The sequence below is a fragment of the Flagellimonas crocea genome, from assembly GCF_033441595.1.
Taxonomy (GTDB): domain Bacteria; phylum Bacteroidota; class Bacteroidia; order Flavobacteriales; family Flavobacteriaceae; genus Flagellimonas; species Flagellimonas crocea.
This window is the reverse complement of the sequence record NZ_JAUZVX010000003.1, coordinates 537,985-550,703: the sequence shown is the minus strand read 5'-3', so window position 1 is coordinate 550,703 and position 12,719 is coordinate 537,985. Positions and strand designations below refer to the sequence as shown.

General features: G+C 40.3%; 13 protein-coding genes. 7 read left to right on the top strand and 6 right to left on the bottom strand.

All coding sequences use genetic code 11. The annotated features are described in order from the left end of the window. Positions 1-86 precede the first annotated feature (86 nt). The 4 genes from SD449_RS11905 to SD449_RS11890 are packed head-to-tail and all read left to right on the top strand — an operon-like array spanning position 87 to position 2,663. Entirely contained in the window at positions 87-989 is a 903-nt protein-coding gene (locus SD449_RS11905) for a toprim domain-containing protein (RefSeq protein ID WP_116216545.1), read from the top strand. Between the two features lie 45 nt (positions 990-1,034). Further along, positions 1,035-1,331: a mobilization protein MbpA gene (gene mbpA, locus SD449_RS11900; RefSeq protein WP_116216544.1), complete on the top strand. Its 297-nt coding sequence runs from the start codon at positions 1,035-1,037 to the stop codon at positions 1,329-1,331. Between the two features lie 5 nt (positions 1,332-1,336). Further along, the gene (locus tag SD449_RS11895) at positions 1,337-2,197 is read left to right on the top strand and encodes a relaxase/mobilization nuclease domain-containing protein (protein WP_235856357.1); all 861 of its coding nucleotides are present in this window, start codon (positions 1,337-1,339) and stop codon (positions 2,195-2,197) included. Positions 2,198-2,207: 10 nt separating this feature from the next. Next, a complete protein-coding gene (locus SD449_RS11890; protein ID WP_318310859.1) occupies positions 2,208-2,663 on the top strand; it encodes a DUF6730 family protein in 456 nt (151 codons plus the stop codon). Positions 2,664-2,778: 115 nt separating this feature from the next. On the opposite strand, the gene SD449_RS11885 is transcribed toward SD449_RS11890, so the two are convergent. Both SD449_RS11885 and SD449_RS11880 read right to left on the bottom strand, forming a co-directional pair. Next, positions 2,779-3,996: a site-specific integrase gene (locus SD449_RS11885; protein WP_090292201.1), complete on the bottom strand. Its 1,218-nt coding sequence runs from the start codon at positions 3,994-3,996 to the stop codon at positions 2,779-2,781. A 407-nt stretch (positions 3,997-4,403) separates the two neighbouring features. Beyond that, positions 4,404-5,018: a TetR/AcrR family transcriptional regulator gene (locus SD449_RS11880; protein WP_318310856.1), complete on the bottom strand. Its 615-nt coding sequence runs from the start codon at positions 5,016-5,018 to the stop codon at positions 4,404-4,406. 113 nt (positions 5,019-5,131) lie between these two features. Here SD449_RS11880 and SD449_RS11875 point away from each other — a divergent pair, with 113 nt between their 5' ends. Continuing rightward, positions 5,132-5,905, top strand: coding sequence for a sterol desaturase family protein (locus SD449_RS11875; protein ID WP_318310854.1), 774 nt, complete (start codon positions 5,132-5,134; stop codon positions 5,903-5,905). A gap of 28 nt (positions 5,906-5,933) precedes the next feature. After that, positions 5,934-6,578: a class I SAM-dependent DNA methyltransferase gene (locus SD449_RS11870; protein ID WP_318310852.1), complete on the top strand. Its 645-nt coding sequence runs from the start codon at positions 5,934-5,936 to the stop codon at positions 6,576-6,578. A gap of 78 nt (positions 6,579-6,656) precedes the next feature. Here the strand turns inward: SD449_RS11870 and SD449_RS11865 are convergent, their stop codons facing one another. The 3 genes from SD449_RS11865 to SD449_RS11855 form a co-directional block, all read right to left on the bottom strand. Next, entirely contained in the window at positions 6,657-7,157 is a 501-nt protein-coding gene (locus SD449_RS11865; protein WP_318310851.1) for a hypothetical protein, read from the bottom strand. Positions 7,158-7,296: 139 nt separating this feature from the next. Continuing rightward, positions 7,297-8,088 (bottom strand): RluA family pseudouridine synthase, encoded by a 792-nt coding sequence (locus tag SD449_RS11860; protein WP_318310849.1) that lies wholly within the window; start codon positions 8,086-8,088, stop codon positions 7,297-7,299. An 89-nt stretch (positions 8,089-8,177) separates the two neighbouring features. Next, positions 8,178-9,107, bottom strand: a complete 930-nt coding sequence (locus SD449_RS11855; protein ID WP_318310847.1) for a TolB family protein — start codon at positions 9,105-9,107, stop codon at positions 8,178-8,180. Positions 9,108-9,267: 160 nt separating this feature from the next. Here SD449_RS11855 and SD449_RS11850 point away from each other — a divergent pair, with 160 nt between their 5' ends. Continuing rightward, positions 9,268-9,978, top strand: a complete 711-nt coding sequence (locus SD449_RS11850; RefSeq protein ID WP_207030949.1) for an SDR family oxidoreductase — start codon at positions 9,268-9,270, stop codon at positions 9,976-9,978. Here the strand turns inward: SD449_RS11850 and SD449_RS11845 are convergent, their stop codons facing one another. Next, the gene (locus tag SD449_RS11845; RefSeq protein ID WP_318310846.1) at positions 9,979-12,711 is read right to left on the bottom strand and encodes a PD-(D/E)XK nuclease family protein; all 2,733 of its coding nucleotides are present in this window, start codon (positions 12,709-12,711) and stop codon (positions 9,979-9,981) included. Between the last annotated feature and the right edge of the window lie 8 nt (positions 12,712-12,719).

Below are 12,719 nucleotides of genomic sequence, written 5' to 3'. Positions count from 1 at the left end.
AAATGATGACGGGGAAACTACCAGTATTTAAAGGGCCTCCCAGAGGTTTGTCATCAAATCATCAAAAATCGATTAAAAACAGAACCATGAAAGAAAAAAGAATGGACTGCGAAAAAGCCCGCAACATTGACATCGTTTCCACGCTGGCCAAGTTGGGGCACTTTCCAGTCCGGAAAACGGAAAAAGAAGCTTGGTTCCTCAGCCCGTTCCGGATCGAGACCCAAGCCTCTTTCAAGGTATCATTGAAACAGAACTATTGGATAGACTTCGGAACCTTTGAGGGGGGAAGTACCATAGACCTGGTCATGAAAATGGAGAACTGTTCCGTAAAGGAGGCATTGGAACGATTGTCCGGGAACATGGACCATTTTTCTTTTCACCGGCGGCCGAATCCAACCAAAGCGGAACATAGAGTCAACCCGATTGAAATCATCGAGGAAAAGGAAATCGAGCACAGGGCCCTGCAAAACTATCTAAGCTCCAGAAGTATCTCGATCAAAACCGCAAGAATACTTTGCAAGGAAATCCATTATCGAATAGGAGGACGGACATACTTTGGCATCGGACTCCAAAACAGGTCTGGAGGCTGGGAACTGCGGAACAGCTATTGGAAAGGCTCCACCTCGCCAAAGGATGTTTCGATGATGGGGAACAAATCAAAGAAATTGGCGATTACAGAAGGCATGTTCGATATGCTCACCCTAATTGAGCTGATGGCGGATATCGTAAACAGCCATGACCTTCTGGTATTGAACACAACTGCCTTTGTAAAACGGATGATAAAAGAAATAGAGGATTATGAAAATGTAAAACTGTTTCTTGATAGGGACAAAACGGGATTGGGGATGACGGAACTGTTACTGGAAAAGTGCCCGAACAGTAGGGATATATCCTTCCTCTATGAAGGTTTTAAAGATATAAACGAATGGAAGGTAAAAAGCGCGAAGGATGAAGTTCGGAAACGAATTCAAGATGTGTCATTGTCATGACAAATCTTGCTTTTGCTCCCGTAGGTCGCAAAAGATGATGTGAAAATGAAGAAAGAGTTCGTACAGTTCCGGTGCTCGGTCTACGAGAAGAAACTGCTGAGGATCAAGGCCCGGAAGAGCGGTCTTTCCATCAGTGAGTACTGCCGCCGTGCCGCATTCGATGATAGGATAGTTGAAAGGATGACGGACGAACAGATAGAGGCCTATAAGCTATTGGTCAAATACCAACGGAACTTCAAGCTGATCACCAACATGTTCCGCAAGCGTAACCCTAGATTGGCCGAGGAAACGGCCCAGTTGGCCAAAGAGATACGACAACACTTTTTAAATTTCAAGAAATGATAGGCATGGGCAAATCCATATCGCACACATCGGCCTCCATGAGCTACGGGATGAACCAGGAGAAGGGATCGGAGATTATCCACAGCCAATATCTGGCCGGGGAGACCCCGAGGGAGATCACCGAGGAGTTCAAGGTCATCCAAGAACAGAATGAACTCTGCCGGAAGAACACGCTCAGCTTTGTGCTGAGCCCCACCATCGAGGACGGCAGGAAACTGGAAAGCGAACGACTCAAGGAAATGACCGAACGGTTCCTCAAGGAAATGAACCTCAAGCAGCACCAGGCCATTGCCTTTGTCCATAGGGACAAAGAGCACGTGCACGTCCACCTGTATGCCAACCGGATAAACTTTCAGGGGAAGGCCTATAACGACAGCTTCATCGGCAAGCGGAGCCAACAAGTGGCGGAAAGGGTGGCCAAACAAATGGACCTGACCACGGTAAGGGAAGTTCAGCAGGAAAAACTGTACCGGATGCAATATGTCCGATCGGAAATACAGAAGATCCATGAAAAGGTCATGGCCAAGGAACGGCCAAGGGATTTTGACCAGTATATCAAATCGATGGAGCAGAACAATGTAAAAGTCATCCCGAGCATCAACAGGCAGAACCAGTTGCAGGGCTTCCGTTTTGAGCATAAGGGAACGAACCTAAAGGGAAGCGAGGTGCACCGGTCCATGTCCATGGGCAGGATCGCCCGTCAAATGAACTTTGAAAGGAACATGGCACAGCGGATTGCCAAGGACAAGAGCATGCAGCTTTTGGGGAGGACAGTGAATGTCCCAAAAAGTTTGACCCAGACCATCATAAAAAAGACCATCAAACTGGCCATCAAAGTGGTCAGGGACACTGGAATAGGAATCTAAACAAAACAATATGGCAAAACTGGACGAGATAGCGGAACTGTTGACTGAGGAGATCAACGGATTTGAAAAGAGTATCGGCCGATTGGAAAAGATTCATGAGGATTTCAAAAACCTTCCATTAAGGCCAGATACCAGCGAGTTAAATGCGCTTCTAGAGGAGTACGGCAACAATCAAAAAACCAATATTAAGGAACAACAAAGACTGATGGAAAGGATTCTTCATAAAGTAGAGCGGTCCGTTCTCTTGCCCAGTTGGGCCATAAAACTTACTTGGGGGTTGTTGGTCACGGTCCTTTTGGTCCTTGGTTTTTCAATCTACAAGGTGTCAAGGATATCCAAGAAAGAACAGGTTGCATATGTAGAAGGTCAAGATGATGCAATTGAACACTACAGGACATTCTTTGAAGAAAGCCCAGAGGCAAAGGAACTATATCAAAAATGGCTGGAGGATAATGGCCAAAAGTAGGACAGCGCCCTATCCTATTTTTGCTTTACGCTTATCTTCCCAAACACTGCAAAAATAGGCCAGGATCCATGCGCTGAAGTTGTGAGTAAGGATTTGGGACTAGGAAGGGTTAAGGTTACAGTTTAACCAATTTCTGATTATAATTGTCTAGTATATTATTCGGCAGGGACTTCAGATATATTTGAGTAGTTGATAGTCGATTATGGCCAAGCATGGAAGAAATAGCTTGTAAGGGAACGTCCTGCAGCATAGCTTGGGTTGCAAAACTATGACGAGATACATATGAGGTCAACCGCTGCTCTATCTTGCATTTTTTTGCAATTTCTTTAAGCCCTTTATTATATCTCTTCCGTGCCCATAAGACGTCTTTATATTGAAGTTCAAATGTGGCTCTTTTAATGATTGGAAATATAAATTCAGACCTCTCTTTATCCTTAAGATAAAACGAGAGGATTTCCTTTAACTGAGGCGTGATGTTAATATCATAAGGCTTTGACGTTTTTTTTCTTTGGAATTTAATTCGGTTGTCAATGATATTTTGAACCCTTAAAAAAGCCAAGTCCATAAAGGAAATACCATAAAGCATGTAAGAGGCAAGGAAGTAATTTCTATAGTGAAACAGACTATCCGTTTCTTCCAGTTTTAAAAGCATAATTGATTTGATGCTTTTAATGTCAAGCGCTCTTTTTTCTGTAGGAGTAGTTTTAATCTTATAATGTGTAAAAGGATAAGCATCTCTAGAAACAACATCAGACTTAATGGCCTTGTTAAAGACCGCTTTGATTGTTCTCATATACGTCGATAGACTGTTAACAGAATTACCTTTGGAAAAGTGCCAGTTCTCAAATCTTTTGAGAAAATCATAATTGATTTCGTTGAATTTGATATCATTTCCATCAGCGAATTTCTCCAATACCTTAATTACCGCGTAGTATGTGTTTGCATTACCATAACGTTCAGCTGCTTTTAACTCATCGACAATATCCTCGCTAAACTTAAAAAATGAATCCAATGATGCGGTTTTTACAATCTTCTTCTTCAGCTGCAAAATGGATAAAAAGTTAAGCTCGTCCTTTTCGTTCAGGTCATTAATTATGTCGACCGCTCTGGTCTTTTCTTTTAAGAGTTGATTATTGAGTTTACTAACTGATGAAGTTCCTTTGAATGCTCTTTTAACTTTCTCGTTTTTATTATCCCAAAATTCCTTTTTTATTGATTGCCCTAAGCTTATGGAAGTTGTTTTTCGAAAATGGGTTAACCGTAAAATAATAGGATAGGAGTCATCTTTTTTCTTCCTACGCGTATCTAAAGAAAGTTTTATATTGGTATTCATCCTAATCAAAGGTAAAAAAAATTTGCACGCAATTTGCACGCAAATGGGTGATTTTATTTGAAATTAAATGAATACGAAATTATTTAAAATACTGAAAAACAATTTATTATGTATTTATTTGTATTGGATTGATATGGTAATCCTCTTGCTGGCAGGCAAGAGGTCACCGGTTCGAATCCGGTATTCTCCACGATCAAGCGCAAGGGATTGCGTTTAAAACTAAGGAAAGCCGCCAAATGTATTTGAGCGGTTTTTGTGTTTTAAATGCCCAGGACCTAAGTCATGGCCCTTGCATTTGCAGTACTGGGTTTTACGGAACAATGCGTTAATCCGGTATTCTCCACCAAAATTAAAAAGCACCTCAAACGGGGTGCTTTTTTTATGGTATGTTTTGAGAGCAACTTTGATTATTTCCTTTTTATGAAGAGGAGTTCAAAGTAATTTTTCAAATGCCTGAGGTGGTCAGCTGTAAGATCTTTTCCTTTGTGCCCCTTGGATACTATGAAGGCCCCTTCAAAAATCACAAGAATATGGTCCGCCAAAGACTGAACGTCCACTTCCATTCGAGGCTCGTATTCTTCAAGGACATCATTGATCAGTTTTTCCATTGTTCGTCTCCATTGGAGCAGTGTGTCTGAAATCTGATCTAAAATATCTTGATCAAATTGATTGGGTTCATAAAGATAGGATGCATAAAGACAGCTGTACGGATCACCAAGACCGGACATCATATCGATAAACTCTTGAACAAACTGTAAAAGTCGGTTCAAGGAATCTCCGTCCAAATTCTCGGTTTTTATCAGCGCTTCGTTCATATGATGAATGTCCTCTAGGGCAAATTCATCTATCAATGCTTTTGCCAGGGCACTTTTCGTCTTAAAATGATAGAAGAATGCTCCTTTGGTGATTCCTGTTTTTTCCAAAATCTGATCAATGCTCGTACCTGAGAATCCATATTGAAAAACTAAGTCCTTGGACTCGGCCAAAATTTTATCACGAGTTGGTTTTCCACTTCTTGCCATAGGTTAAAAATAAAAAAACTAAACAAACTAGTTGGTATGTTTCTATAAAATTTTATATTTGTACCGACTAGTCTGTTATATAATTAGTTTAATCATCAAAAAATGAATCAATTATGGAAAGTTTTATTTCACAGTTACCAACTCCCTTTGAGTTGATTTTCAATCCAATATCCTACATCATATTTGGAATGTATGGAGGTTTAATGCTATGGGAAGCTGTTTTTCCCGCAAGAAAACTACCGCATGTTAAGTTTTGGAAGCTACGCGGCATCATAGCCTTTGTCTTCTTCTTTTTTCTTTCTTCATATCTGCCTATTATATGGGATGGATATTTTGCGGAGTATCAAATCTTTGACCTTACCGGTTTGGGAACAGGTTGGGGAGCGTTTGTAGGTGTAATGGTCTATGAACTTGGTGAATATGTATGGCACAGGACTATGCACAATAGTAATTTCCTTTGGAAAAGTATGCACCAGATGCACCATAGTGCGGAACGTTTGGATAGTTATGGGGCCTTTTACTTTAGTCCACTGGACATGGTAGGTTGGATCATTCTTAGCAGTATTTGTCTTGTACTTGTAACTGGCTTTACGCCAGAAGCAACAACTTTGATTATTTTAACAACAACTTTTCTGAGTATTTTTCAGCATAGTAACATAAAGACTCCGACATGGATCGGCTACTTGATTCAACGCCCCGAATCGCATACCATTCACCATGCTAAGGGTGTACATGCACACAATTATGCAGGAATAGCGTTGTACGATATTATTTTCGGGACATTCAAAAACCCAAAGGAATACAAGCACGAAACAGGTTTTTATCATGGAGCTTCCGCCAAAGTGAAGGAAATGCTTCTTTTTAAGGACATTTCCAAGGAGTCATAACTAAGCCAAAATAATATTACGGTAAAGGATGAGTAGCCACAAAGAAAATACTGTGACTTGGAACAAGATTGCTCAAGAGTATGCGGATAAGTTTATGGGTTTGGACCTATACAATGATACGTATGATGATTTCTTCAAAACCATAAAAAAGAAGCATGCATCCATCTTGGAAATTGGTTGTGGCCCTGGGAACATTACCCAATTTATCGCAAAAAGAAGCGCTGATTTTAAAATTGAAGCCATCGATATTTCCGAAAATATGATAGTGCTGGCCAAAAAGAATATTCCAGAAGCCAATTTTCACGTTATGGATTGCCGTAACGTCGCTCACCTCGAAATGAGTTTTGACGCCATTGTTTGTGGATTTACCATTCCATATTTATCGGAGGCAGATTGTTCAAAACTGCTATCGGATTGCTGTGACTTATTAAAGAAAAACGGAACTTTTTATTTGAGCTTCGTATCGGGCAAAGGAGAGGATTCAGGGTGTATTTATGGAAATCAAGGGGATACATTGTATTTCTATTATCATGATGGTCAATTAATCAAGCGGGAGCTTGAAAGAAACGGCTTCATTGTTATCAATGAATTTGAAAAGAAATATCAAAAGTCCGAGGATTCAGTGGAGAGGCACACTATTCTTTTTGCCAAAAAAACAAGGAACTATAATTAACATGGGCTTACCCTATCAAAATTCAAAAGCACCTCGGAAGGGGTGCTTTTTTGTGCTTTACAGATAGCTTTCTCTGAATTAATTTTTATTCAGCGATAATTCTGGAGTTAGAAACTCATAGACTTGTGCACCGACTTTTACGGTAATTACATCATCATGTATTTTGTTCAAGACATCATAGGGATTTTTCAAATCTAACCTTTTCACAAACAAAACGCGTTGTTGGATTCGATTTGCTTCACTATTTCCAATAGGCTCAGCTTTTTCAAAAAAGCCATTTTTACTTGATTCAACGGAAATAGGAATACCTTTTAAGGGTATACTAGACTTCGAGCTCATAGCGATTAGTACGATTAAAGAGTGTTTATAATTACCATATTCTCTCCAATATCCAGACATGACATTGATATCGGAATTAATATTAAACTTAACATTATAAAAATCACCTTGAATTTCATTGAAAGTTCCGTTTTTATTGAAAAACAAATATGGCATTATCCTGTAATAGGATTTTTTATAATTAGGATTTATTGCAGCTATACCGTTATCATTTAGTTGAGGTGCTGGAATTTCTGGCATTATCTCTGGTTTGGTAGGTCTTGGTACGCTTGAACAAGAGTAAACAAAGAGTAAAATGAAAAAGAAGGGAGCTATTTGCTTCAAATTAATAGGCCTATTTTAAAGTTAATGTGCAATATTGTTCAAACGCCTTTCAAATTTAATGAAAAATCTTCCCAAACTTCTCCGGAAGCTCATCAGTAATACGGATAGTTTCGTTGGTTAAGGGATGCTCAAAACCCAAGGCGTGGGCATGGAGGTACAAACCCTTCCCTTTTAAAATTAAGCCTTCCAGAGTATATTCTTTATCTCCGAGGATGGGATTCCCCAAACTGTACAAATGTTTCCGCAATTGGTGTCTTCTGCCTGTTTTAGGGTGTAATTTCACCAAATTCAGGATGCCGAAACGTTCCGAGGACACGGATTGTATCACTTCAAAATCTGACCGGGACGCTTTCCCGTCTATTTCCGAAGAGATGGTTCCACTTGGCTCCATATCACCAATGGCAACTGCGTAATAGGTTTTGGATATTAGTTTGTCCTCGAACATTTTGTTCAAAGCGCGGATGCTACTATTTGTTTTTCCTACCAAAACAATACCCGTAGTGGCAAAATCCAATCGGTGTATGGGTTGCGGTGTCGTGGTATCGGACATAGGGCTAGGCTTCAAGTTTTGCGGCAATGCATTTGCAATGGTCTTGAACTTATTGCCGCTTACTTCGATGCCCGCAGGTTTATGAATCGCAGCCAGATACTCGTTCTCCAACAATATTTTTATCGGAAAGTTGAACTGCTTTTTCAGCTTTTTTTCCTTTGGAATGGCAAGCGTTATTTCTTCTCCTCCATAAATAAAGGTTGCCGTGGTGGCAATGGCTCCATTAACGGAGATACACTTTTTCTTGAGCGCTTTTTTAAGGGCTGATTTGGTTGGAATGGCTTTAAATATGCCCACGCCATATTCTTGTAGCCGCTGGGGTTCGGGAATATCAGGAACGATATGGTTTTCTATATGGCTATTGATACTTCTATCCTTTATTTACGTCAGTTGATTTTCAATTGGGTCATATAAATTTTGCTCAGCCCATTATTGTTTTCGTAGATGTATTCTTGAAAATCCGACACAGAATCAAACTTCTTGGGGGATAAATTGTTCCGTCGGCTGGTAAAATAGAGTGTTTGGTTGGTCTCGTCGTAGAACGGACAATACTCCATATATTTTGTATTGATGGGAGTTCCAATGTTTTTTGCCTTTTCCCAGTTGCCCTTGTCATTCTTCAGGGAAATATAGAGGTCGCCACTTCCTATACCATCAGCTTCGTTATATCTTGAAAAAAGAATAAAATCCTCATTCTTGGAGACAAAGGCATTGAATTCATATCCGGAGCTATTGATGTTTTCATCCAATAATTGCGGGGTCGAATATGAACCATTTTCCCAGCGGGAAATGTAAATGTCGTCCTTTCCTAGTCCATTGGGCGACTCCAAGGTAAAGTACATGTTGTTGTTTTTACTTATTGAAGGATAAAACTCATTAAGGTCAGAATTAACGGGAGCACCGATGTTTTTAGGACTTGACCAATCTTTTTCGGGACCGCTTCGTTCCACATACCAAATATCAAAATCTTTTTTCTGATTAGAGGAATCATCCAAGGGCCTGTCGGAAACAAAGAACAATCGTTTTCCATCATGGGACAAAAAGGGTTCCAGGTCCATGTACAAAGTAGAAAAGGGCATGAGTTTGGGCTCTGTCCATTCGCCACCCTCTTTTTTGATATATGTGATTTGGGAAATATCCTGTAATGGGCTCTGAATGGTGAAAAATGCCTCGTTACCGTCTTCTGAGATACAGAAATCCCGAACGTTCAGGAATTTGTTCAGAGCACTGTTGAATTGCGTAATCTCGCCTTGATTTTGTGCGATTACTTGGTTTAGACAAAGCACCAGCAAAATCATCAACCTGTTTTTCATCATGGATTATCTATAAATCGTTTCACCAGCGGTAAATGTACCATATTTTACATCACGATTTTGTCCCTCCCTCTTTCTCGCATCAAACTTTACCATCCTTTTAATATCTATTTTTTGTATTTGCCCTGTGCTTTTTTGAACTTTACTACAAAACAAAATCAACATGAAATTAGAAGGAAAAGTAGCATACATCACAGGAGGAACCAAAGGTATTGGATATGGTATCGCTGAAAGCTTATTGGAGCAGGGCATGAAGGTCGCCATTAGCGGACGCAGCCAAGAAAGCGCCGATGAAGCTGTAAAGAGCTTAAACAAACCAGATAAGGTATTGGGGTTGGCATCTGACGTATCAAAATTGGACGATGAGAAAAAGGCTGTGGCCGCGATTCTTGACAAATGGGGACAGTTGGATGTGGTGATGGCCAATGCAGGCGTGGGACATTTTGCCCCAATCGATGAACTGGAAGACGAGAAATGGCACCAGATGATCAATACCAACCTCAATGGGGTGTACCATACACTAAAAGCATCCGTTGATGCCCTGAAAAAATCTGAAGGCTACTACATGACCTTGGCGAGTTTGGCAGGGACCAATTTCTTCGCCACGGCAGCGGGTTACAATGCCACAAAATTTGGGGTGGTCGGATTTACGCAGGCCGCTATGTTGGATTTAAGACAGTACAACATTAAAGTCACTACCATTATGCCAGGTTCGGTGGCAAGCCATTTTAACGACCACGAACCATCGGAAAAAGATGCATGGAAGATTCAACCGGAGGACATCGGGAAGCTTGTGGTGGATTTGTTGACGATGCACCCACGTACTTTACCGAGTAAAATAGAAGTACGTCCTACACGTCCCGATTTAAAGTAATCAATCAATTTTTTCGGTAAGTGGAACTGAAACATTACAGATTTCACGTATCAATTGGAACAGATAATTTTCAAAGGTGGAAAGGGTATCCGAATGTATTCGGGTATCCTTTTCCTCTGAAAATGAGAACAATCCTTTACTCAGATGCTTAAATGAGATAATTCCCGCCTGGACGTCACCAACACTGTGTTTTTTGGAATATAGGTAGGCATAACAGAGCAATTGGAACGCCTTGCTTTTATCATAATCGGCAATCAATGTTTCCCAATCCGTAATTTTTACGTTTTTTGCCTCTACCTTGCCCGTTTTGTAGTCAATAATGCGAACGGTACCGTCAAATTCATCTACACGATCTAAAGTTCCTTTTAGTTTGATGGGAAAATCAATCCCAGGAACCTTAATAAATTCTTCATAGCGTTCCTCGAGTGCCAATATTTTGATTTCATGGTGTTTGAGCTGTTGTAGCTCATCGTCCAAAAAGTTGTTCAGATATTTTAAGATGACATTGTACACCAAAAGAAATTTTCCTTTGGAAACATCCACTCCAGAAAGGTTCTTTTCGAAATGATGCAGTACTACCCCTTGCACTTGTGTTTTTAGTTTCTTGATGCTTGCCTCCGTTAATTCCTGATTAATTAGCGGGGTGTAAAGCTGCTCCAAGCTATCGTGAATAATGGTCCCAAAGGTGTTGGCCGCAATATTTTCCTCTACTTCCTCCAAATCATTGATTTTTAGAATATTTCTGGTATAAAAATCAATCGGGTTTCTGATGTAATTCGTCAACGAAGTGGGTGAAAAGCCGTTTTGGGCAAATGCCTTCAAGTCTTCCATAAACTTGTCGTCCTTTTCGATTTGTATCAGTGGTTTCGGATCAATGGAAATTTTTGGGGTTGCAATGGTATGCGTAATGTGGTTTTTTAGATTTTTATCCGTCAGTAATTGGGTTATCAATCGGCTTTTTTCGCCACCTTCAAGCACATCAGGTTCTGTGTTGTAGGTGATGTATATGTTCTTCGCGCGTTGAATCAATCGGTAAAAGTGGTACACATAAATGGCATCCTTTTCTTTGTAGGTGGGAAGTCCGTAATCCCGTTTTACATCAAAAGGAATAAAGGAATTGTTCGATTTTCCCGAAGGAAGGATGCCCTCGTTCACGGAAGTAATGATGACCGTTTCAAAATCTAGGTTTCGGCTCTCCAACATCCCCATAATTTGAAAGCCCATCAACGGTTGCCCGATAAAATCCAAGGTTTCCATGCTGGCCAATTGTTTGAACAGGTTTTTGATGGATTTAAGCTCTCCCATAAAATCCACCTTCTCCAAATATTGTCCCAATTGGTTGAAAAGCGCATAGAAGCGATACAGATATTCCAGCTCCAGTGCATTTTTTTCTTGTTGGTAGATATTCTTCAAACGATCTATGAGCATCAGACAGTTGTTTATCCAACGCATTGGCGATAGTGTTTCCTCCGGAAAAATGATGGCTAACAACTCCTTTGCCTTCGGATATTTTTCGAGTGTTTCCGTGTTGATGTAGAGTAGGTTGTTCTCTTTGATGTCCTTGGACAATCGTTGCGCGAAGCTCCCTTGCTTTTCCGAGGACAGTGTTAAAGTATAGGGATTGGAGATGAATTCCAAGACACGTTTAAAGAACCATCCCCGTTCAGAAACGTTGAGGTGTAGCTCTAAAAAATTTACAAAAAAGGAATAGAGCACCGTTTTGTTCAATGGCATCCCCATGGTTATGTTGACTTCGGGAATACTGCTAGGTACTGCATTGAGCATTGGGTTGAGCAAAGTCTCATCTGCCAAGACCAAGGCCGTTCTGGAGAGGTTAATGGATTCTTTGTTTCCGATTTCCTGTAGCAGTTGACCCACATACTTTGTTTGTGAGATGCTTTTGGGAACACCAGTGATTCTTATGTTCTTATCTTGAAGAAAATTGTTCTGTGACTCTATTTTATGGCCGTGCTTGTAATATGGCCAATTGTATTGGTAATCCCTGACAAACAAGCCAGCATCGTGAATGGGGTCGTTCAAAAAATAGGAATCGATATCCCAATAAATATGTGAGTTGCCTTGTTCCAGATAATACTGAATAATGGTCGACTCAGCTGCATTTAGGGCATTGAAACCTACAAATACTATGGGATTTTCATTGATTGCTGGTTGATTGACATTTTGAACGGCTTTGACGGCTTCTCGTTGAATCAATCCTTGGTAGCCTTTTTTTTGTTCAAGCAGGGCTTCATAAAAATTTTTGTAGATGGTTTCAAGATTCTTCCAGAGCTGTAAATAATTCTCGACCAGTTCTGTTTTCTCTTTACTGGCAGACCAATGGTTGATTTCTTTGATGGCGGAGAGGTAATTGAGAATATCTGTAGCAGGGATAAGGTAACCATCAATCTCATTAAAATCCTGTAAAAGGGTCTGTCCCCAATTGATGAAGGATGAGAAATCGTCATGATTATCGATTTCCGATTCCTTGTAAACTTGAAACAAAAGTAACAACAGATCAATATTCGATGCTTGGTTCAAATCGGATAGGTTTCCGATGAATTCTTGAATGGACAATACTTGGGGACTGAATATGTTTTTATCCAGTCTTTTGGACATGTGTTTTTTTAGGAACGTACCGGACCTTTTGCTCGGAATAATGAAAGTACACTTGGTAAAGTCCAACTGTTTGTTTTGGAGGTTGTCCAACACATATTCTAGGAAGGTATCATGCATGTATTAAA

Coding starts and splice junctions, on each gene's coding strand:
- SD449_RS11855 (WP_318310847.1), bottom strand. CDS start 9,107: ATGATGAAAAACAGGTTGATGATTTTGCTGGTGCTTTGTCTAAACCAA.
- SD449_RS11905 (WP_116216545.1), top strand. CDS start 87: ATGAAAGAAAAAAGAATGGACTGCGAAAAAGCCCGCAACATTGACATC.
- SD449_RS11880 (WP_318310856.1), bottom strand. CDS start 5,018: ATGGCAAGAAGTGGAAAACCAACTCGTGATAAAATTTTGGCCGAGTCC.
- SD449_RS11870 (WP_318310852.1), top strand. CDS start 5,934: ATGAGTAGCCACAAAGAAAATACTGTGACTTGGAACAAGATTGCTCAA.
- SD449_RS11865 (WP_318310851.1), bottom strand. CDS start 7,157: ATGCCAGAAATTCCAGCACCTCAACTAAATGATAACGGTATAGCTGCA.
- SD449_RS11890 (WP_318310859.1), top strand. CDS start 2,208: ATGGCAAAACTGGACGAGATAGCGGAACTGTTGACTGAGGAGATCAAC.
- SD449_RS11885 (WP_090292201.1), bottom strand. CDS start 3,996: ATGAATACCAATATAAAACTTTCTTTAGATACGCGTAGGAAGAAAAAA.
- SD449_RS11875 (WP_318310854.1), top strand. CDS start 5,132: ATGGAAAGTTTTATTTCACAGTTACCAACTCCCTTTGAGTTGATTTTC.
- SD449_RS11895 (WP_235856357.1), top strand. CDS start 1,337: ATGGGCAAATCCATATCGCACACATCGGCCTCCATGAGCTACGGGATG.
- SD449_RS11845 (WP_318310846.1), bottom strand. CDS start 12,711: ATGCATGATACCTTCCTAGAATATGTGTTGGACAACCTCCAAAACAAA.
- mbpA (WP_116216544.1), top strand. CDS start 1,035: ATGAAGAAAGAGTTCGTACAGTTCCGGTGCTCGGTCTACGAGAAGAAA.
- SD449_RS11850 (WP_207030949.1), top strand. CDS start 9,268: ATGAAATTAGAAGGAAAAGTAGCATACATCACAGGAGGAACCAAAGGT.